The organism is Balneolaceae bacterium (genome assembly GCA_034521445.1).
In the GTDB taxonomy this organism is placed as follows: Bacteria; Bacteroidota; Rhodothermia; order Balneolales; family Balneolaceae; genus JAXHMM01.
On record JAXHMM010000006.1, the window covers coordinates 404,910 to 425,284 of the forward strand.

A 20,375-nucleotide genomic window follows, 5' to 3' on the forward strand; every position below is an offset into this window, starting at 1 on the left:
GAAGCACCATGGAAGTTGACCGCTTTTTTTCCGTTTTCAAGACCGCCGGACGCGGGCTGGCCGCCCAGCGGAAGCAGATCTCCATAGCATCGGAGAACATCGCCAACGCCAACACCACGCGCACGCCCGACGGGGGACCCTATCGGCCCAAGTCGCTGAGTCTTTCCGTCGGCAACCGCAACGATTTTGACCACGCCCTGGAAAACTCCCTGCTGCAGATGGGCACTACCCGGGCCCAGCACCTTGCTGAGCCCACGACCATGGACGCTGGCGGGGGCACTCAGGACCTGGGACCCGAAGCGCAAGTGGTTGAGCAGGAGCGCTTCCGCTACGAATACGATCCCGACCACCCCGATGCCGACGAGAACGGGATGGTGACCTATCCCGACGTGAACATGGTGGAGGAGATGACCCGGATGGTGAGCGCCAACCGGCTCTACGAGGCCAATCTGAGTGTCATCGAGGCCGAGAAGCAGATTATCAAACGATCCTTTGAAATTTAATACGCACCGAACGACAGCACCATGAAGACACCAGGACTAGGCGCTTCCCAGGATTTTAACCGCGGACTTCTCGAAAAGCTGCGCAGCTCGCAGCAGACCTCGGGCGCCCGAAGCTCTAGTGGAGCCGAAGCGGAGAATCTCTCGGAGGCTGAACAGAAGATGATCCGACGTGAGTTCAACCCCGAGAAGAGCAGCATCGACCTATACGGCTCTTCCGGCAGCGTGCGCACGGAGAACCCGGGCGCCAAGGGAGGCAACATCGATTTCACCGTTTAAGGATAACAGGAAAACACAAACCCACAGCAGCGCATTATGCCAGATCCCATTGGACCTATTATCAGCAGGCTGCAGCGGCAGATGCCGGGCAGCGAAGGTTTTGGCGATCCCCGCCAGCTGGAGATCGGCGAGATCGATGGCGAAGGTCAGAGTTTTACCGATATGATCCGGAAGGCCATTAACGATGTGGATGAGGCCCAGAAAACGGCCGACGGGAAGGTGGAGGACGTGATTATGGGACGCACTGACAACATCCACGAGGTGATGATCTCCATGGAAAAGGCACAGCTCAGTTTTCAGCTGATGACCGAGGTGCGCAACAAAGCCGTCGAAACCTACCAGGAACTCAGTAGAATGCAGATTTAGCAGACCCAGCATGGTAATCTCATGGCAAGAATCGTAGACGAATTCCAGAATTTTTTCAGTCCCCTGAGCGGCGCTCAGAAGGCGCTGTTCGTGCTGTTCAGCGTGGGCATCCTTTCGCTGGCCAGCATGCTTTTCTACTGGGCCCTCCAGCCCAGTTACAGCGTGCTTTTCGGGAACCTCAATCCCGAGGCGGCGCAGACCATCGTGGAGGAGCTCAAATCATCCAACGTGCCCTACCAGCTGGACGACAACGGCCAATCGATCCGGGTGCCCCGCGACCAGGTCTACGATTTACGTCTGCAGTTTGCCGCCGAGGGCGCCGCCGGCTCCGACTACCAGGGTTATGAGCTTTTTGACCAGAACACCCTGGGTATGACCGATTTCATGCAGCGCATCAACAAGAAGCGTGCTCTGGAGGGCGAACTTTCGCGCACCGTCAACAGCCTGGACCAGGTGGAAACCTCCCGCATCCATATTGTGCTGCCCGAACGCTCGGCCTTTCAGGAATCCACCGTTGACCCATCCGCCTCCGTCATACTTAATCTCAAGCAGGGCAATCGCCTGCAGGAGGACCAGATCCGTGGCATCGGCGATCTCATCGCCGGCAGCGTGGAGGGGTTGAACGTGGAGAACGTGGTCATTTTAGACGCACAGGGCAACCGCATATCCGACAACGTGCTGGTCAGCCAGGAGATGTCATACGGCTCGGCCTCCATGAGGCTGCGTCAGCAAACCGAGAAGTATCTCACAAGCAAGGGCCAGTCCATGCTTGACCGCGTGCTGGGACCTGGCAACAGTATCCTGCGCGTTTCCACCCAGCACAATTTCGACCGCCTTACCCGGGAGTCGAATATCATCGACCCCGAAAGCCGCACGGTCATTTCCGAGGAGGAGCGCAGCTCCGCCAACAACGACCAGACTCAGCAGCCGGTGCAGGGGCAGCAGAACGAGCCCCCCGAGGCGATGACCACCAACCAGCAGCAGGACGAGTCGTCCGTGTCGGTCACCAACTACGATGTGACCCGCACACGCGAGCAGATCGAGCGGGAGGTGGGCGAGCTGGAGCGCGTCAGTGCCTCCGTGCTGCTCAACTACAAGTCGGAGGAGATTACCAATGAGGAGGGTGAGACGGTCACCGAGTTCGTGCCTTATTCCGACCAGGAGATTACCGAGATCCGCAACACCCTGATGGGTGCACTCGGCATCATGCCGCAGCGCGGGGACCAGCTGATTATAACGCAGACCCGTTTCCAAAACCATTTCCAGGATCCCCCCGCCGAGCAGCCCTTTTTCAGCGACCCGGTCTCCCTCTTTGAGCTGGTGCGCTGGATCATCATGGCCGTGGTCTTCCTGGTGGTCTCGGTGATGGTCTACCGCATGACCAAGAATTTCAATACCGCAGGCGACAACCTGCTGGGCAAAGGCGAAGAGAAGCAGAAGGCCATGGCCGAAAAAAGACAGAAGTATATCGAAGGCGAAACCGATGATGATGGGGAGTTGGAGGAGGACATCTACCAGAAGAAGCTGAGCGGAGAGGCCCGCAAGGTGGCCGAGGCCAACGAGATGGCCGAAGAGATCAAGGGATTCGTGGACAAGAATTCACCCGAAGCCGCCAGCTACGTCCGCAGCATGATGAGCGGCGTGCTGAGCAGCCAGAACAAATAGAGGCATTAGCGCCATGGCCGAAGATAAAATGATAGACGACATCAAGTCGCTAAGCGGCACCCAGAAGGTGGCTGTGCTGATGATTTCCCTGGGTGTGGAGAAGGCCTCCACCATCTTGAAGGAGCTCAAGGACGACGAGGTGGAGAAGATCACCATCGAGATCGCCAAGATGGAAGACATCTCCCCCGAGGTGGTCGACGAGGTGGTCACGGAATTCTACGGCCTGATGAACGAGAAGCGCTTTCTGCTGGAGGGAGGCATGGACTACGCCAGGCACGTGCTCACCGAGACCAAGGGACGCTACGAGGTGCGCGGGATGATGAAGCGCCTGGAGAGCAAGACCGGCAACGACACTTTTGGACTTTTCCAGTCGGCCGAAACCGCACAGATTGTACAGTTCCTGCAAAACGAGCATCCCCAGATCGCCGCCGTCATCCTGGCCCATCTCAATCTGAACCGCGCCGCGGAGATTCTCTCCGCCCTCGACTCGGAGTTCCAGGGCGAGGTGAGCATGCGCATGGCCAAGCTGGGTTCGATCTCCCCCGACGTGATCGAGGAGATTGAGGAGGTCATCCGCGACCAGGTGAGCGCCACCTACACCCAGGCCGAAAACATCCGCAAGGGCTCCTCGGCCGTGGCCAGCATTCTCAACGAGACCGACCTGGCCACGGAGCGCAAGGTGCTGGAGAATATCGAGAAGCTCGACCCGGCCCTTGCCGAGGAGATCAAGAACCAGATGTTCCTCTTCGAGGACATCCTCGACCTGGACGACCGCGATGTGCAGGCCATCATCGGCGTGGTGGAGCGCTCCGACCTGGTGCTGGGACTCAAGGGCGTGGCCGACGAACTCATACAGAAGGTGCTGGAAAACATGTCGAGCCGGGCCAAGGAGATGCTCCTGGAGGATATGGAGGCCAGCGGACCGGTGCACAAGAAGCAGGTGGAGGAGGCCCAGCAGCGCATTGTCAGCGAGATCAAGCGCCTGGAGGAAGAGGGCCAGATCACCACACGCAAGGCCGACTCCGAAGAACTTGTAGAATAACCCGAAACGATGGAAAGCCGCGTATTCGATTCCGAACAACTGAACTTCAGCGGGAAGAACTTCGCCCGCCTCTCCTACGAGATGCTTTTCGAGGAGCAGGAGGAGTCCGCCCCCGAGTCGGCCGACGAGCCCGGGCACCGCAGCGTCTCCGAAGAGGAGCTGGGCGAGCGGCTGCGTGAGGTGGAGAAGGAGTGGAAGGAGCGACTGACGCGCGAGAAGGAGGAGGCGGCCAGCGCCGCCTTCGAGGAGGGCAGGAAGAAAGGCAAGGAGGAGGCGCTCTCGGAAATGGAGCACCGCATGGACGTCCTGCGGGAAACCCTCGACGAGGCCGACGGGAAGATCGCCCACATGCTGGAGGAGCTGAAGCCCTCCATGGCCGTCATGGTATTCGACCTGGCCGAAAAGGTGATGCAGGTTCCGCTGGCCAGTGAAAAGATGCGCCTGCGCGTGAAGGAGGAGATTGAAGAGATACTCCGCGAGCTGGAGGAGGGCATCAGGGTAAAGGTGGAGGTCTCCCCGGGCGATTTTGAGCTGGTGGAGGAGATGCTCGAGCAGCGTGGCGGCTATGTGGAGCTCACGGCGAACGAAGAGCTGGCGAGCGGCGAATTTGAAGTGGACACCCGCTACGAACGCATTGTGAAACGCTTTGACAAGATACTTAACGACTTCCGGGATTCGGTGGCCTTCGAAGGCGACCGCCCCCGCAACGACGCAGCCTGATAACCATGTTGATCAACGACATATCGGAACAGATAGGCGATCTTGATGCCGGACCCAAACGGTTCGGGAAGGTCTCCTCGGTGGTCGGGACGGTCATCGAGGCCACGGGGCTGGAAGCCTCTGTGGGCGAGCTGCATACCATCCATACCTCGCGCGGGGAGAACCTGCGCGCGGAGGTGGTGGGACTCAAGAACGAGGTTACCCTGCTCATGCCCCTTGACCGTGTGGAGGGCATACAGGCTGGATGCCTGGTGGAACCCACCCCGCGCTCCATGAGCGTCAAGGTGGGCCAGAACCTGCTGGGACGGGTTATCGACGCCAACGGACGTCCCATCGACGCCGGGGGTCCGCTGTCCGGCTGCCGCGATTTCCCCGTACACAACGACCCCCCGGGTCCCCTGGAGCGCGAGAACATAGACGACATTCTCTTCAGCGGCGTCCGCAGCATCGACGCTTTCCTGACCCTGGGCAAGGGACAGCGCATGGGAATTTTTGCAGGTTCGGGCGTGGGTAAGAGTGTGCTCATGGGCATGATTGCCCGCCACTCTTCCGCCGACATCAACGTGATCGCCCTTATAGGGGAGCGCGGCAGGGAGGTCAAGGAATTTATCGACCATGTGCTGGGTGAGGAGGGCCTCTCACGCTCCGTTGTGGTGGCCACCACCTCCGACAAGGCTGCCATGAGTCGCGTGAAGGCGGCCTACACCGCCACTGCAGTGGCCGAGTACTTCCGCGATTGCGGCAACGACGTGCTCCTGATGATGGATTCGGTGACCCGCGTGGCCATGGCCCAGCGCGAAATCGGGCTGGCCTCGGGAGAGCCGCCCACCACCAAGGGCTACACGCCCAGTGTTTTTGCCATCCTGCCGAAGATCCTGGAGCGGGCCGGACGCACTCCCGGGGGCAGCATCACCGGGTTGTACACGGTGCTGGTGGACAACGACGACATGAACGAGCCCATCGCCGACGCGGTGCGCTCCATACTGGACGGCCACATCGTGCTTTCGCGCAACCTGGCGCACAGGAATCACTACCCTGCCGTCGATGTGCTGGCCAGCGTCTCACGGCTTATGAACAGCCTGGTGGACGAACGGCAGCAGCAGGTCTCCCGCCGCGCCCGTGAACTGCTGGCCACCTACGACGAGGCCGAAGACCTTATCAACATCGGGGCCTATGTGGAGGGCAGCAACCCTCAAATTGACCGGGCCGTGCGCTGCATCGAAGATCTCAACGACTTTCTTACGCAGGACATGAACAGCAGTGATTTTGACACGGACCTCTGGGATACCCTGGAGCAGATTATCGGCGAACCGATGCACAAAGCCAAGACATGAAATTTCAATTCAAATACCGCTCCCTGCTGAAGATCCGACGGCACGAACAGAAGCTGCAGCAGCAGAAGCTGGCCGAACTGCTCGAAAGCCGGCAGGAAATGAGCCGCCGCCTCGAGCGCCTGCTGGACCGGCCCGATCCGCCCGCTTTGGGCGAGGGGGGACGCCATTCGGTGCAGGGCATGCGGCGTGGCTACACCCACCGCATGTCGCACCTGAAAGAGGTTTGGGAGCTGCAGGAGATGCTGGAGCGTCTGGGCCAGGACATTGAGGAGCAGCGCGGCCGCCTGCTGGAGGCCAGCAAGAAGACACGCATGCTGGAAAAGCTGGAGTCGCAGGACAAGATGCGCTTCCTGGAGGAGCTCCAGCGCCGCGAGCAGCTGCAGCAGAACGAAATTGCAACGCAACTTTACAACCGTGCTTCCTGAGATGAACACCAAACAGACAGCCATATACGGCGGGGGCTTCCTGGTTTCCTTCCTGGTGATGCTGGGGGCGATGTACGTCATCTATCCCTACCTGCACCCGGATGAGGCGCAGCAGGCCGATTCTCAGATTGTCGACACCACCGGCCGTGAATTCGATCCCGATTTCTATACTCCGGCGCAGGTCGACACGCTGAATCGGCGGATGAGCAGCCTGCAGGACAGCCTCCAGGCCCTGCGGTCCGGCAGCAGCCGCTACGAAGCCACTATCGACTCCCTGGAGGGACTCATTGCAGAGCTGCAGGCTTCCGCCGGATCACAGGAGGATTCCGATTCGGAGTCTCCTCCCGAAAATGCGGGCGAAACCTCAGCGCAGAACACGGGAGGCGGCCTTCAGAACGCGGACGATCAGAACACGGGCGCGCAGAATGCCGGCGCGCAGAATGCCGGCATGCAGGACAATCCCTTCGCCATGGCGGCGGGACCGCAGACTACGGAGGCCGACGCCGAAGCGGCCAACCTCGAAGAAATTTCAAAGTCACTGCTCCGGATGGACGAGGAGGCCCTCGCACCCATCCTGGACCTGCTGGACGACGACCAGCTGGTTCAACTCTACAAGTCGAGCAGCAATATGCAGCGACAGAAGCTGCTTCAATCCCTGGAACCAAAAAAAGCAGCCGATTTGCTAAAAAAGGTCATGTCATGATGAAGATGATTACGCAGTTTGTGAAACAGTTCGCCGGAGAACTCAACCGTCCCGGCGGCGAAATCCGCGGCGGCGAAGCCGGTTCCCGCGGGGGCGACCACCCCTTCCGGGAAACCTTCGCATCCGCCCTGGGCAGTAATGTAGACAAGGCAAGTGCCAACACCGCTACAAACGGTGAAGCTGGCGGCCGCGCCTCCAAGAGCGAAGGCAAGGCCGGAAACAACGAGTCGTCCGGCGCAAAGGAGTCTGCCGGCACCTCCGGTGAGACCAAGGAGAGCTCCTCCGGCAAGGAGACGGACACCGGCAGGAGCACCTCCTCCGAGGAAGGAAATTCAGCCGGGAAAGGCTCCGCCGGGGAGACTTCAAAAGAAACGAATGCATCCGGGAAAGATGCCTCGAAGGCTTCCCAGGGTCAGAATAAAGAAGGGTCCGGAAAATCCGATTCTGCAAAGGGCAAAACGTCTGACTCCGGCGGCGGAAGCGCCATGAACGATGCACGTGTCGCCGAACAGCAGGCCGCGACGCACAGCAAGTCTGTGAAGGTGGCCGGCGACGCCGGCGGGAACTCCGCCGAAGGGGAACAGGCCGGCAGCGTATCCGCTCCCAAGGGCGAATCATCCGGCAAGGAGGCCGGGACCACCCAAAAGAGCAATCGGAACGGCCGACACCGGGAAGGCCGGCAAGGAGAGTGCGGTGCGGGGCGTTGCCAAGACCGCCTCCCCGAAATCGAATTCCAGTGCGCAGCCGCAGCAGCCCTCTGATGTGAAGTCTTCCGATGTACAGAAGGCAGGCGCGTCGGCTTCGGCCTCAGGCTCCGGCGAAAAGGTTTCTCAAACTTCCGCTTCTTCGCAGGCCTCACAGCAGAAAGCTTCTGCCAGCACCGGAGGAGCGGCAACACCAAGTGCCTCCTCCGGGGATGCCCAGGCGTCCAACGTAAACAAGGCTTCATCCAACGGATCTAAACAGACGGCAGAGGGTTCCGGCGCCGGGCAGGCCACGAACGGCCGCGCGACAATACAAGCCGCCCAAAACAGCGCGGCCGCCAGCGCCGCCCCGGCCCGGTCCTCCTCTACCCCCCCTGAACAGTCACAAGGCAGCAAGAGCACCGGGGACAGCGGGAAAGCGTCCACGGGACGCAGCAACCCCGCACATGCTTCCGGCCAGGCCTCCCGACCAGGCGCCGGAGCTCAATCCGCTGCCGCAACATCCGGCAGCGCAGGCAACTCAGGCCGAACCGCCGGCACGGGCCGTGCCGGCATTCCGGCTGGCCAGATCCCAGGAAATGCCGCATCCCAACCGTCGGGCGGCGGCCAGCCCGCAGCATTCGATCCCTCCGCTGCAGGCAGTTCGAAGATACCAGGCGCGGTTTCCCAGCCTCCGGCATCTGGCGGTGAAGGGAAGGTCTCCGGATCTCCCGGTTCACAGAACGGTACCGGCGAGGCAGCGGACGGCTCCGGAACCGCTGGCCGTTCGAGCAGCACTTCCGGCGGAAATGGCGGTGGGACCGCCTCTGTTGAAGGACGTACTACCGGTTCTGCGCCCGGAAAAGCCGGCGGCACCGCACCCTCCCCTCAGCAGAGCTCGACCGAGGCCCCCGGAGGCAAAACCGTAGCCGGCGAAGGATCCGACAGCACACGACAGCAGGTACCTCTGAAGGGCGCTGGCGAAAGCCAGTCCGCACGCGCCGCCGCGGGCGGCACCGCACCCCGCTCCGATACGCAGGCGGCGGCAGCCTACCAGATCCTCAATCAGACGGAGATACAGGCCCGCAGGGAATTTACACCCGGAATGGGAACGACGGCCGCACCCGCCAATTTCAGCGCCGACAAAATGATGGATCTCACTATGAATATGGGCGGGGGACAAGATTTCGCTGAAGGCGAGGGCGGCGAACGCGGCGAAATGAGCCGCATGGAAGCCCTCAATACCTCGCTTCTGCAGACCAACAGCTCCTCGCGGCAGAAACTGAGCGTGCACATCGCACGGGCCGTACGCCAGGAGATGCAGGCCGGCGGCAAGCCGGAAAGCCAGTGGCGGCACCACCGATTCTTGCTGGATGACGGGCAGTCGGTGAACATCTCCTTCCGCCAGTCCGAAGGTGCTATCCAGTTGCAGCTGGGAACGGGCAATACCGAACTGAACCGGCTGCTGCAGCAGCATGTGGAGGAGATTCGCCAGCACCTCCGCCAGGAGCTGGATGTGGACGTGGACCTTGAATTTCAGCATTTCGGGGAGGAGGGCGCCCGCGGCGACGAGGCCGCGCAGAGCCACGGAGCGGAATCACCGGTACCAGGCCGCGGAAAGGGGCCGACCGCCGAGGCCGCCGGTATTGCCGGAAATGGGACAACCAGGGGCGCGCGCTACCTGGGATTTAATACCAACGAATGGACCGCATGACCATGGAAATTACCAACAATATACCCGGAACGGGACAAACGCAGAATACCGGACAGCCCGGAGCCTCCGGGCAAAACGGGGAAGAGGATAACGGGCAGAGTTCGACGGTCACGGGCAAAGCCAGCCTGGGGAAGAATGACTTCCTGCAGCTTCTGGTGGCCCAGATGAAGAACCAGGACCCCATCAACCCGATGGACGGTACCCAGTTTGCCTCCCAGCTGGCCCAGTTTAACTCCGTAGAGCAGCTGATCAACCTGAACGAGGGCATGAATATGATGGCCCGGAGCCAGCAGAATATGAACACCGGCCTCAGCAACACCATGGCCTCCACGCTTGCGGGCAAGTCCATCCGCGCCCTAAGTGACCAGGTGGCCCTTTCGCCCACCGGTGACACCGACATCCAGTTCGAGCTTAATAACGTCGCCACCTCGGCTCAACTAACCATTAAGGACGCCGCAGGCAACGTGGTGCGCAGCGAGGAGCTGGGTAACCTGGGCAGCGGCGATCACACGTGGACCTGGGACGGGCGCTCCGATGCGGGCAGCCGCGTACCGGAAGGCAACTACTCGGTAAACATCGAGGCCTCCAACGGGGACGCCGAGGTAGACGTGCTCACCTTTATGGAGGGCATCGCCGAGAAGGTAAGTTACACCGGTGAAGGCGTACGCCTGCTGGTTAACGGCGTCTACCTCCCGCTGGGCGACGTGGAAACTGTCGGAACGTCCAGCGGGGAATCCTAGACCCAACACCAACCAGGAACCTGAACCATGGACATTCGCCACCTGACAGGACGCGGTTCACCGGTCGGGCAGCCGCCCGAAACGGGACGCGGTTCGTCCGGGCGGGGAACAGGCAGCCTGCCCGATTCCGGTCGCGCGCCGTCCGGCCCTTCCTTCCGGGAAGTGCTGAGCCGCGTGGGCGGGCTGGAGTTTTCCGGCCACGCCATGCAGCGCCTGGAAGACCGTTCCATCTCCATGGACACCGGGGACGTGGAGCGGATCAAGGAGGCGATGGGACGTGCCGAAGCGAAAGGAGGCCAGGATTCGCTCATCCTGGACGGCGACCAGGCTTTCCTGGTCAACATCCCTAACAAGACCGTAGTAACCGCCGTGGATATGGTGGAGTTACGGGAGAAAGTTTTTACCAACATCGACAGTACCGTTTTAACGAAACGATAGTATCTAACAAACACCAACCGGGCCGGACCCGAAAGGGAGGCCCATCCGGCGGCCAAACGACAGCGGCCGCCTCATAATCCAAGGAGGATTACCATGTCACTGATGAAATCACTCAACTCTGGTGTGAGCGGGCTTCGCGCCTTTCAGACCAAAATGGATGTTATAGGAAATAACATCGCCAACGTAGAAACCAGCGGTTTCAAAGCCTCTCGCGTGACGTTCACGGAGATGCTGAGCCAGCAGATCGGGTCGGGACAGGCCTCGGAGTCCGCTCCGAGCAGTGCCAACCAGGTCGGCCTCGGAACCCGAATCTCGTCCATCGACCGCGACTTCAACCAGGGCGGACTGCAGGCCACGGGCCGCAAGACCGACCTGGCCATTGAGGGCAAAGGCTTCTTCATGGTGGGCGACGGCGACCAGTCCTACCTGACGCGCGACGGCAACTTCGCCTTCAACAAGGAGGGTTTCCTGGTCGACCAGTCGGGCCGCATGGTCCAGGGCTACAACGCCGGGGCTGACGGCGAGGTTCAGGCCAGCGGAACTCCCGATGATATTCGCGTGGACTTCGAGAATATCTTCAGTCCCCAGGCCACCCAGAACGTCTATATGGCGGGCAACCTGGGCTCGGATACGAGCACCAAGCAGGTGGTCCAGGCCCAGTCGGCCTTTACCACTGATGCGGGCGAAATCGCCGAAGAGGCGACGCTGCTCAACGATCTGGCCCAGACGACCACCGACTTCGCGGTCGGAGATACCATTGATTTCGAATTCACGCTTAATGATGGGACAAATCAGACGATAACACATACGTATGCCGCCGGTGACACCCTTGAGGATGTTATCGACACCATCAACGCGGGACTCGGGGCCGAAGGCACCGCCAGCCTGGTTGACGGGATGATGGTTATACGTTCCGCCGAGACGGGCGACAGCCAGTTCAGTCTCGATAACACGGTGGTGAACGGAACGGGTGTGATGACCATACCCGGTTTCGAGATCACCCAGGAGGGTAGTACCGGCAGCACGACCGTGAGTTCGACGGTATACGACGAACTCGGCAAGGCGCATACGCTGATGCTGGAACTGACCCAGACCGACGCTAATACCTGGGAGTACGAAGCCAGCTTCCTGGACGGCGAAGAGTTAACAGCCGGCGGAAACGGAACCCTGACCTTTGACAACACGGGGAACCTGACCAGCGATTCTGCCTTGCAAATGGCGTTCAACCCCGGAAACGGGGCGAACCCGGTGAACTTTACGCTGAACTTGGGCAACCCTGAAAACGGGTCCAAGGTGACGCAGTTCGCCGGCACCGCCTCGGCCAAGATTACCTCGCAGGACGGATACGCGCAGGGTAAGCTGGTCGATTACAACGTGGACGGTGACGGCTACGTCAACGGCGTTTACGACAACGGCAAGAATATCAAGCTTGCTCAGGTCGCCGTGGCCGACGTCACCAACTACAACGGACTGGAGACCCTGGGTAACGGGCTCTACAGGAACACCGTGGCATCCGGTGATGTCAGTATCAACGTGGCTTCGAATCTCTCGGAGACCAAGTTGAACTCGGGCATGCTGGAAGGATCGAACGTCGATCTGGCGCGGGAGTTTACGGATATGATCACCTCGCAGCGGGCTTACCAGTCCAATGCACGAGTGATCACCACCGCGGACGAATTACTCGCCGAGGCCGTGAACCTCAAGCGCTAACGCCATGAGATAGCCTGACGAACATATCGTCCATCCCGTATACCCCCCACTCCCGTCCCGTTCCCGAGTCTCTCGGATCGGGACGGGCTGTTTTGGGGCGGTGCGGCGGACGCAACCTTTAGGACTACGATTTTGGATAAGTCGACCATATTAGGACTGGTTGGAGGATTCGCCCTTGTGATTGGCGCCATCGTCACCCAGGGCGACATCGGCATTTTCATCAGCTTTTCGGCTATCCTCATAGTGGGAGGCGGGGTCGTCAGCTCCTCTGTCGTGAACTACAGCATTGAGGAAGTCAAGAGTACCTTTTCGCTGACCCTGGAGTACCTCAAATCGCGCCAGTGCGACCTTCGCACCGATATTGAGCTGATGAATATGTTCGCCCGCAAGGCCCGTCGCGAGGGTCTGCTTCGCCTGGAGGAGGACGTGCAGCACGTGGACAACAACTACCTGAAGAATGGCATGCAGCTGGCCATCGACGGAACCGACAAGAACGTGCTGGTCACCATTCTGGACGACCAGCTGGAAAGCTCCCGCCGGAACCTCAACAAAAGCGTCTCCATCCTCTATGGCATGGCCGAGTACTCCCCCGCTTTCGGGATGATCGGTACGGTGATCGGACTCATTCTTATGCTGCAGAACATACAGGATCCCGAAGCCCTGGGCGCCGGCCTGGCCGTAGCCCTGCTGACCACCCTCTACGGCACCATCTTCGCCAACATGATTTTTACCCCGCTGGCCGGGAAACTGGATTACCTGGGCGACAAGCAGCTCATACGCAACGAGATGTTCAAATCGGCCATCATCTCCATCGTGGACGAGGAGAATCCCCGCCTGATGGAGAACAAGATGCTGAATTACGTATCACCCTCCCAGCGCGCCGAATACCGCGCCTACTTTGACGAGCAGAGCTTCAACAAGCAGCGGGAGGAGAAGCTTTACGAACACTGGATTAACGTACAAAACAACTCATGGCAGGATCTTCAGACCGTTCTGGAAACTGGTTGATGACATATGCCGATTTTATCACGCTGATGATGATCTTCTTCATCGTGCTCTACACCTTTACCCCCGGTGTGGAGAAGAACAAGTTTGAAGCCATCATCGGGGCCTTCCAGGGTAAGCGTGGCGTGCTGGACTACGACTCCGTCTTCAGCGACGAGATGCTGGACGTGGAGATGCAGCGCGCCAAAAACTGGGAGCAGTTCTACCAGTATATCAAGGAGCAGGACCTGGACGACCAGGTGGACGTGGAGATGACGCCCACCGGCGTGAGGATCATCCTGGGCGAGTCGGTTACCTTCGACACCTACTCGGCCGTGTTGAAACCGGCCGCCCCTCCCATCCTCCGCAGGATCATTCAAACCATCGAGGGATACGAGGCCGAGGAGATCCGCGAGGTGGAGATCCAGGGCCATACCGACGACCGCCCCATCCGCCCCGCCCCGGGACGCCTCTACCAGAGTAACTGGGAGCTGGGTGCGGCGCGCGCCACTTCAGTTCTGGAATTTCTGGTCGATAACTCTTCCATAGCGGCGGTGAACTTCAAGGCGAGCACCTACAGCGAGTACCGCCCCCGGGCCACCAACGACACGCCGGAAGGGCGCAGCGACAACCGCAGGGTGGAGCTGAACGTCCGGTATTATGTTCCGCAGCAGGCGCAATCCATTCCGGATTCGCTCCCGCAGGAAGAGTCCAACCAAGCAGACGAGGAATAATGGCTACCGAGGCAATAGACAGGCAGGATGAGGAGACCCCCGGGGATACCGCCCAGGTGGACGTCCCCGAAGAGGGGAACGGCAGTTTTTTTAGCCGGTATGGAAAAATTTTCCTCATGATGGCCGTACTTCTCGGTCAGGCGGGGGGTGCGTACGGCATCGTGAATACCTATTATGAGCAGATTCACACCTGGATAAGCAGCATGTCCAGCCAGGGAGGGGTTTACAAGAACTTCGAAAACATCATCATCAACCCCGCCGAATCAGCCGGTGAGAGTTACCTCATCCTTACGGTGGCCGTGGAATTGTACTCTGAGAGCCAGCTGGCGGTGGTTGAGAAGAACTCGGTGAAGATCGTGGACAAGATCAACCGCGTCCTCTCGCAGCGAAGCTCAAGCGAGCTGGCCAACCTGGACACCCGGGAAGAGATCAAGAGAGACCTGGGACTAGCCATTAATCAGACCCTCGAGAAGAAAGTGGTACGGAATTTGTTCTTTACCAAGTACGTGTTACAGTAATGAACAAACGTACCTATGAGCGACAACGCCGAGCCCTCGGTCATTTCGCTCGCCACATCCGGCGAGCGTGGAGGGAAGATGGAGAAGAATCTCGAGGACTACTCCATCAAGCCCTACGATTTCAAGCATCCCAAGCTGGTCTCCAAGGAGACCATGCGGGCGCTGCGCAACATACATGAGCTTCTCTCGCGCAGCCTGAACCGAATTTTCACCGATTCCATCAACCAGAAGGCGGAAGTATCGCTGCTGGATATCGACGAGGTGATCTTCTCGGAGTTCCTCAGCGAACTGGAGCCCCCTACCGCCCTTTTTCTCTTTAATATCGAGGAGATGGGCGACTGGGCCGTCATGGAGATGGACCCCTCTTTCTGCCTCTACTGCATCGAACGCCTCAGCGGCAGCCGGGAGGACAGCATCAAGCCCAACCGGGCCCTTACACGTATCGAGGAGCGGGTGATCTCCCGCATCGTCAACAAGATTTTCAAGGAGCTGGGCCACGTCTGGTCGCCCTATCTCAACATCACCATCCAGAACCACGTCTACGAGAGCAAGCCCGCCAATATCCGCACCATCTCCAGCCACGTCCCCGGCATCGTCATACGCTATGAGATCCGCGTGGGCAACCTGGAAGTGCCATTCAAGCTCTGCTACCCCTATGCCATGCTCAAGGAGCAGATCAACCTGAACCTGCACAAGACCGACAAGAACCAGGACAAGCGGGTACTGAGTCCGGTGGAGCGACGCTCCTTCGAAAACTACATGAAGACCATTTCGGTGCCTTTGCAGGTGCTTCTGGGTACCATGAGCATCTCCATGAAGGAGCTGGTGGGACTGGAGGAGGGCGACGTGGTCAAGTTGGATCAGATGATCGACGAGCCCCTGGATATTCGCATCAAGGGTACCCGCAAGATGAAGGCCTTCCCGGGCAGGATGAATGGAGTGAAGGCCGTCAAGGTATTCGAAGTACAAAAAAACCTAACGTTAAACGAGGATTGAACCCATTATGGAACTGACACACTGGACCCAAGGAGCGGAGAGTCACCTTCCTGCGCTGGAAGCATTTTTCAAGCAGGTGCTTCTCAAGAAGTGCAAGGTGGAACTCTCCGGCAGCGACGAGCTGGACAACGACGCAGCAGCTGACTTTCTCAAGGAGTCGGAATTCCTGGTGCGCACCGCGGAAGAGAATTTTCAGTCGGAGATTCTCTTTGGCTTTGGCGAGGCATGGGGACCCCTCCTGGCCCGCCAGATCCTGAATTCCGACGAGGAGGTCTCCGATGAAATCACCAGTGAGCTGGTGCGCGAGATGATCGAGAACCTGGTGGGTATGGTCACCGCTTCTCTCAGGGAGGTGGCGATCGAGCTGGAGGTCTCCGACATCGAAGGGATCAAAAAGGGGCAGGTCAAGCGCTCCCTCAACATCCAGGAGTACTATTCGGCGAGCTATGAGATCAGTCCCAAATTTGACTTGGAGGGTGAGGAGGCTCCCGAGCCGCTGACCATGCGGCTGGTGGTCTCGGCGCCCGACACCGACCGCGTGGAACTCATCGAGGCCCATTTAGCCGACGAAAACCCCTTTGAAGACGATACCTACGCCGAGCTGTGCGCCGCAAGGGCGGGAGCGGTGGAAATCCGTCGGGCCGAGGATGCCACTAACGGGGAGGCCGCTCCGGGACTGAAGGTGGAAGGGCAGAACGTGGAATTTGAGCAGTTCGATCGAAAATCAGGCACTCGTAACGACCGTGAAGTCCGAAACATTGACATCCTCAAGGATGTGGAGCTGGATCTCTCCGTGGAGCTGGGCCGCCGCGAAATGCCGCTGGGCAAGGTGCTGCAGCTGGTCAAGGGCTCGGTTATTGAGCTGGAGAAACTTGCCGGCGAACCGGTGGAGATCCTGGTCAACGGCCACATGATCGCCCAGGGCGACGTGGTGGTCATCGACGAACACTTTGGAGTGCGCATCTCCAAGCTGCACGCCACCCAGGAACGCCTCAAGGGACTGAGCTGATATGATTGACTGGGACTCCTTCAAGCAGCAGCTGCAGACCAACCCCAACCGGACCCTCGGTTTCGTTCTGGGTCTGGCGGTCTGTCTCATGCTCATCTGGCTGGCCGTAGTGGTGCAGGCCTCCGACCCCGCGGCCAACCGCGACGTATCGCAGTCGGGCAACAGCCGCCTCACCGGACTGCGCACCTCCCTTCAGCAGGACGCCGCCGATAGCCTTGACGGCGCGGACCGCCCGGTGGCCGCGGCCGATACGCTCTCATTCGCCTACTCGACGGAGGCCTCCGATACCGCGACCTCCGTCACGCAGGCTGCCGGAGATGCCGACAGCCTGCGTGCGGACCGATCTGCCGGCGACGGGAGCCGCCTCGGTTCCCTGGGCGACGTGCTGCCCACCCTGCTGGTGATGGTGGTGCTGGTCGGGGGACTCTGGTTCTGGGTGCGGCGTAAGACCTCGCCCTCCCAATCCGCATCGGACGACGAAGACTTTTATACCGTACTGGGCCGGGGCGAACTTTTCCCTGGCCAGCAGATCGCACTGCTGCGTGTGGGCGGAGAATACCTGCTCGTAGGCGGCGGACCGCAGGGTCCGCAGCTCCTGCGGCGCTACACCCGCGAGGAGTGGGAGGAGCAGTCCGGCGCCCTGGCCGGCACGCCTGAAGACGGTGCGCTCACCAACGGCCGCAACGCCCCTGCCGACGTGAATGCGACAGACTGGAAAGATTTGCTGGGACGCGCCATGGCACGCGCCTCCTCCGGTGGACTCTCCTTCAAGCGTCCGGACCGGGCCGCACCTGCGGAGACCGCAGGCGAAAACAACGGCGCCGGTTTTTACTGGGACCGCCAGGCGGCCAACGGGGAGGAGGGCAAGCTATGGTGAAGGCCATTTTGAAGCACAGTAAGAAGGCGGCGGTGCTGGCAGTACTGCTGGTGGCCGGGCTGATACTGGCGGAGGCAGCCCTGGCCCAGGCCGGCTCCGGTTCGCAGACCATGCCCAACGTGAATATCAGCGTAGGCGGGGCCGAGGACGGGGAGGACTTCTCCCTGGCCATACAGACGCTGATCATACTCACCATTCTCTCCTTCGGACCGGCCATCGTGACCATGATGACCAGCTTCACCCGGCTGGTGGTCGTGTTCTTTTTCCTTCGCATGGGACTGGGAACGCAGCAGTCGCCGCCCAACCAGGTGCTGCTCGGGCTGGCCATGTTCATCACCATCTTCATCATGGCGCCCACCTTCGACGAAATCAATCAGCAGGCCATCCAGCCCTACCTCAACGACGAAATTACCCAGCAGGAGGCCCTCGGCGAGGCCGCCACGCCCCTCAAGGAGTTCATGGTGCGGCAGACCCGCGAGAAGGACCTGCTGCTGTTTATGGACCTGGGCGACATGGACGCCGTGGGCGGCGTGGAAGACATCCCCGTCTACGTGGTGGTGCCCTCCTTCATCATAAGCGAACTGCGCATGGCCTTCCAGATTGGATTTATGATCTACCTGCCCTTTATGGTCATCGACCTGGTGGTGGCTTCCGTACTGCTTTCGATGGGTATCATGTTCCTGCCCCCGGTGCTGGTCTCCCTCCCCTTCAAAATCCTGGTCTTTGTGCTCACCGACGGCTGGTACCTGCTCGTGGAATCGCTCATCAAAAGCTTCAACTGACCTATGAACACCGAAGTTGGACTCTATTGGCTGCAGGAGGCGCTCACCGCCGCGGTGGTGCTCGCCGGACCCGTGCTGATCGGCGCTCTTATCGTGGGACTGCTCATCGCGGTCTTCCAGGCGGTGACCACCATTCAGGAGATGACCCTCACCTACGTGCCCAAGATGGTCATTGCCGTGGTTATCCTCTTCTTCATGTTCGGTTTCATGCTGGAGTACGCGGTCGACTTCATGGAGCGCGTGATCACCTTCATCCCCACCGTGACCAGCCCGCAGTGATAGCATTATGATGTCCCTGCTGAGCATCGAGTTCATCCTGACGGCCTTCCTGATCTTCGTGCGTGTGGCCGGGGTGGTGGGCACCGCTCCCTTCTTCAGCAACGGCTCCATCCCCATGCGCGTGAAGCTTTTCTTTGCCATGGCCCTGACGGTCATGCTCTATCCCGTGGTGCCCGTGCAGAGCACCGGTATTCCCGTCGACGCAACCACCATCGAGGTGGTGGTGCTCATCGTCAAGGAGCTGCTGGTGGGGGCGGCCATGGGACTGGCGGGACAGCTCATCTTCGCCGGCCTGCAGATGGGCGGGGAGCTGATGAGCGTGAACGTCGGACTCAGTTTCGCCAGCGTGGTCGACCCGGTCAACCAGTCGCAGGGTTCCATCGTCGCCCAGCTCTTCGGGCTGCTGGGCGTGCTGGTCTTCGTGGGCGTGGGCGGGGACGAATACTACATCCGGGCGCTGGCCCACAGCTTCACGGTGGTGCCCGTGGGGGAGGGTATGGTCACGCAGGCGGCGCCCGTATTCATCGAGATGGCCACCTATCTTTTTGTGGTGGGCGTGCAGATGGCGGCCCCTTTTATTATTGTACTCTTTTTGATGGACCTCTCCCTGGCCATCTTCGCCCGCATTATGCCGCAGGCCAACATCTTCTTCATCGCCCTGCCGCTCAAGCTGGGCATCGGCATGCTGCTGCTCATACTCGTCCTGCCCTACACGCCGGTAGCCTTCGAGCACTTCTTCGAGCGGTTGTGGGATTTCATGGACACTCTGCTCGGGGAGATGTGATCTCGACTACAGCAGCGCCGCCTGGCCGGCGTCCATGGCGTCGGATTTGCGGAAGGCGATACTCAGGCAGAGCCCCCCGTTCTCCAAGTTCTCCAGGTCGAGCTCGCCCTCCAGCTGCTCGGTCAGGGTGCGCATGACGGTGAAACCGGTGGTCTGCGGGTCGTCGTCATCCAGCAGATTTTCGGGCAGACCGCGTCCGTAGTCCGCCACCCGAAGCACCACCCTGCCTGCCTCCTCTTCGCGCAAGGAGATGCGCGCGGTGCCGATGGCGCGCTCCCCGTAGGCGTGCTGGTAGATGTTCTGAATCATCTCAGCCATGGCCAGGGCCAGCGGAATGGCCTGGTTGATGCTGAGCTCCACCTCCCGATGGAGCTCTGTGATGAAGTTGATGCGTACGGGGGAGAGGTGGCGGTCGGAGCCGTAGCGTGCCACCAGGTCGCGCACGAAGTCGCTGAAGTTAACCCGGGAGAAGCCGTCGCGGCTGTAGAGGTTTTCGTGGACGAAGGACATGGTGCGCACCCGCAGGCGGTTCTTGAGCAACACGCTGGTTTCGGAGTCGTGCCAGGCGTCCAGCTCCAGGAGGCTGGAGAAGACGGCCAGGTTGTTCTTGACCCGGTGGTGCACCTCGGAGATGAGGGCCTGGCGGTCGTTGCGTGCGATGTTGAGCTCGTTGCGCACCGCCACCAGGTCGGTCACGTCGTCCTGTATTCCGATGTAATGGGTAATCTCGCGGCCCTGCCCCCTGAGCGGGAAGACGCTGAGCCGGTTGAAGAAGAGCTCGCCGCTTTTTTTGAAGTTTTTGAGGGTCACCTTGCAGGCCTCGCCCCGGCGGATGGCCCTGCGGAGTTTCCTGAGCCCCGGCTGGCCGTTCAGCCCGTTCTGAAGGAAGCGGCAGTTGCGTCCCAGCACCTCCTCCCGCCCGTAGCCGGTAAGCTCCAGGAAGGAGGGGTTGCAGTATACGATGGGCTGCCCGGCCTTCCGCATATCCGAGATGACGACACCCTCCAGGCTGTTTTCGAATGCACTCCTAAGGGTGTCCAGTGAAGAAAACTCCAAAATGCCGCCTTGTTGCTGTTACGAAGGTTGAAATGGG

General features: G+C 60.3%; 24 protein-coding genes. 23 read left to right on the forward strand and 1 reads right to left on the reverse strand.

Annotated elements, in window-relative coordinates; translation table 11 throughout:
- Positions 1–8 precede the first annotated feature (8 nt).
- The 23 genes from flgC (at position 9) to fliR (ending at position 19,282) form a co-directional block, all read left to right on the forward strand.
- Positions 9–503: a flagellar basal body rod protein FlgC gene (gene flgC / locus U5K31_09055; GenBank protein ID MDZ7772872.1), complete on the forward strand. Its 495-nt coding sequence runs from the start codon at positions 9–11 to the stop codon at positions 501–503.
- 21 nt (positions 504–524) lie between these two features.
- Positions 525–779 carry a hypothetical protein gene (locus U5K31_09060; GenBank protein ID MDZ7772873.1) on the forward strand — a complete coding sequence of 85 codons (255 nt, stop codon included), beginning with the start codon at positions 525–527 and terminating at the stop codon, positions 777–779.
- Positions 780–815: 36 nt separating this feature from the next.
- A complete protein-coding gene (fliE, locus tag U5K31_09065; protein MDZ7772874.1) occupies positions 816–1,145 on the forward strand; it encodes a flagellar hook-basal body complex protein FliE in 330 nt (109 codons plus the stop codon).
- A 21-nt stretch (positions 1,146–1,166) separates the two neighbouring features.
- Positions 1,167–2,810 carry a flagellar basal-body MS-ring/collar protein FliF gene (gene fliF, locus U5K31_09070; GenBank protein MDZ7772875.1) on the forward strand — a complete coding sequence of 548 codons (1,644 nt, stop codon included), beginning with the start codon at positions 1,167–1,169 and terminating at the stop codon, positions 2,808–2,810.
- Positions 2,811–2,823: 13 nt separating this feature from the next.
- A complete protein-coding gene (gene fliG, locus U5K31_09075; GenBank protein ID MDZ7772876.1) occupies positions 2,824–3,852 on the forward strand; it encodes a flagellar motor switch protein FliG in 1,029 nt (342 codons plus the stop codon).
- A 9-nt stretch (positions 3,853–3,861) separates the two neighbouring features.
- A complete protein-coding gene (locus U5K31_09080; GenBank protein ID MDZ7772877.1) occupies positions 3,862–4,572 on the forward strand; it encodes a FliH/SctL family protein in 711 nt (236 codons plus the stop codon).
- 5 nt (positions 4,573–4,577) lie between these two features.
- A complete protein-coding gene (locus U5K31_09085; GenBank protein MDZ7772878.1) occupies positions 4,578–5,906 on the forward strand; it encodes a FliI/YscN family ATPase in 1,329 nt (442 codons plus the stop codon).
- Positions 5,903–6,331 (forward strand): hypothetical protein, encoded by a 429-nt coding sequence (locus U5K31_09090; protein MDZ7772879.1) that lies wholly within the window; start codon positions 5,903–5,905, stop codon positions 6,329–6,331. Before U5K31_09085 ends, U5K31_09090 begins: the two co-directional genes overlap by 4 nt.
- A gap of 1 nt (position 6,332) precedes the next feature.
- The gene (locus U5K31_09095) at positions 6,333–7,034 is read left to right on the forward strand and encodes a hypothetical protein (GenBank protein ID MDZ7772880.1); all 702 of its coding nucleotides are present in this window, start codon (positions 6,333–6,335) and stop codon (positions 7,032–7,034) included.
- Positions 7,031–7,795: a hypothetical protein gene (locus U5K31_09100; protein ID MDZ7772881.1), complete on the forward strand. Its 765-nt coding sequence runs from the start codon at positions 7,031–7,033 to the stop codon at positions 7,793–7,795. The genes U5K31_09095 and U5K31_09100 overlap by 4 nt, the downstream gene beginning before the upstream one ends.
- 1 nt (position 7,796) lies before the next feature.
- Complete coding sequence (locus U5K31_09105) at positions 7,797–9,431, forward strand: hypothetical protein (GenBank protein ID MDZ7772882.1); 1,635 nt, start codon at positions 7,797–7,799, stop codon at positions 9,429–9,431.
- Positions 9,432–9,433: 2 nt separating this feature from the next.
- Positions 9,434–10,171: a flagellar hook capping FlgD N-terminal domain-containing protein gene (locus U5K31_09110; GenBank protein MDZ7772883.1), complete on the forward strand. Its 738-nt coding sequence runs from the start codon at positions 9,434–9,436 to the stop codon at positions 10,169–10,171.
- 27 nt (positions 10,172–10,198) lie between these two features.
- The gene (locus U5K31_09115; protein ID MDZ7772884.1) at positions 10,199–10,609 is read left to right on the forward strand and encodes a TIGR02530 family flagellar biosynthesis protein; all 411 of its coding nucleotides are present in this window, start codon (positions 10,199–10,201) and stop codon (positions 10,607–10,609) included.
- Between the two features lie 93 nt (positions 10,610–10,702).
- Complete coding sequence (locus U5K31_09120) at positions 10,703–12,319, forward strand: flagellar hook protein FlgE (GenBank protein MDZ7772885.1); 1,617 nt, start codon at positions 10,703–10,705, stop codon at positions 12,317–12,319.
- 132 nt (positions 12,320–12,451) lie between these two features.
- Positions 12,452–13,327 carry a MotA/TolQ/ExbB proton channel family protein gene (locus U5K31_09125; protein ID MDZ7772886.1) on the forward strand — a complete coding sequence of 292 codons (876 nt, stop codon included), beginning with the start codon at positions 12,452–12,454 and terminating at the stop codon, positions 13,325–13,327.
- Complete coding sequence (locus U5K31_09130; protein MDZ7772887.1) at positions 13,327–14,037, forward strand: flagellar motor protein MotB; 711 nt, start codon at positions 13,327–13,329, stop codon at positions 14,035–14,037. Before U5K31_09125 ends, U5K31_09130 begins: the two co-directional genes overlap by 1 nt.
- Positions 14,037–14,555, forward strand: coding sequence for a flagellar basal body-associated FliL family protein (locus tag U5K31_09135; GenBank protein MDZ7772888.1), 519 nt, complete (start codon positions 14,037–14,039; stop codon positions 14,553–14,555). Before U5K31_09130 ends, U5K31_09135 begins: the two co-directional genes overlap by 1 nt.
- A gap of 15 nt (positions 14,556–14,570) precedes the next feature.
- Positions 14,571–15,551, forward strand: a complete 981-nt coding sequence (locus tag U5K31_09140; GenBank protein MDZ7772889.1) for a FliM/FliN family flagellar motor switch protein — start codon at positions 14,571–14,573, stop codon at positions 15,549–15,551.
- A gap of 7 nt (positions 15,552–15,558) precedes the next feature.
- Complete coding sequence (fliN, locus tag U5K31_09145) at positions 15,559–16,560, forward strand: flagellar motor switch protein FliN (protein ID MDZ7772890.1); 1,002 nt, start codon at positions 15,559–15,561, stop codon at positions 16,558–16,560.
- A gap of 1 nt (position 16,561) precedes the next feature.
- A complete protein-coding gene (locus U5K31_09150; protein MDZ7772891.1) occupies positions 16,562–17,437 on the forward strand; it encodes a flagellar biosynthetic protein FliO in 876 nt (291 codons plus the stop codon).
- Positions 17,431–18,219 (forward strand): flagellar type III secretion system pore protein FliP, encoded by a 789-nt coding sequence (gene fliP / locus U5K31_09155; protein MDZ7772892.1) that lies wholly within the window; start codon positions 17,431–17,433, stop codon positions 18,217–18,219. The genes U5K31_09150 and fliP overlap by 7 nt, the downstream gene beginning before the upstream one ends.
- Positions 18,220–18,222: 3 nt before the next feature.
- Positions 18,223–18,498 (forward strand): flagellar biosynthetic protein FliQ, encoded by a 276-nt coding sequence (locus U5K31_09160; protein ID MDZ7772893.1) that lies wholly within the window; start codon positions 18,223–18,225, stop codon positions 18,496–18,498.
- Positions 18,499–18,505: 7 nt separating this feature from the next.
- Complete coding sequence (gene fliR, locus U5K31_09165) at positions 18,506–19,282, forward strand: flagellar biosynthetic protein FliR (GenBank protein MDZ7772894.1); 777 nt, start codon at positions 18,506–18,508, stop codon at positions 19,280–19,282.
- Between the two features lie 6 nt (positions 19,283–19,288).
- Here fliR and U5K31_09170 read toward each other — a convergent pair whose 3' ends face one another.
- Positions 19,289–20,338 carry a PAS domain-containing protein gene (locus U5K31_09170; protein ID MDZ7772895.1) on the reverse strand — a complete coding sequence of 350 codons (1,050 nt, stop codon included), beginning with the start codon at positions 20,336–20,338 and terminating at the stop codon, positions 19,289–19,291.
- Positions 20,339–20,375: the final 37 nt, after the last annotated feature.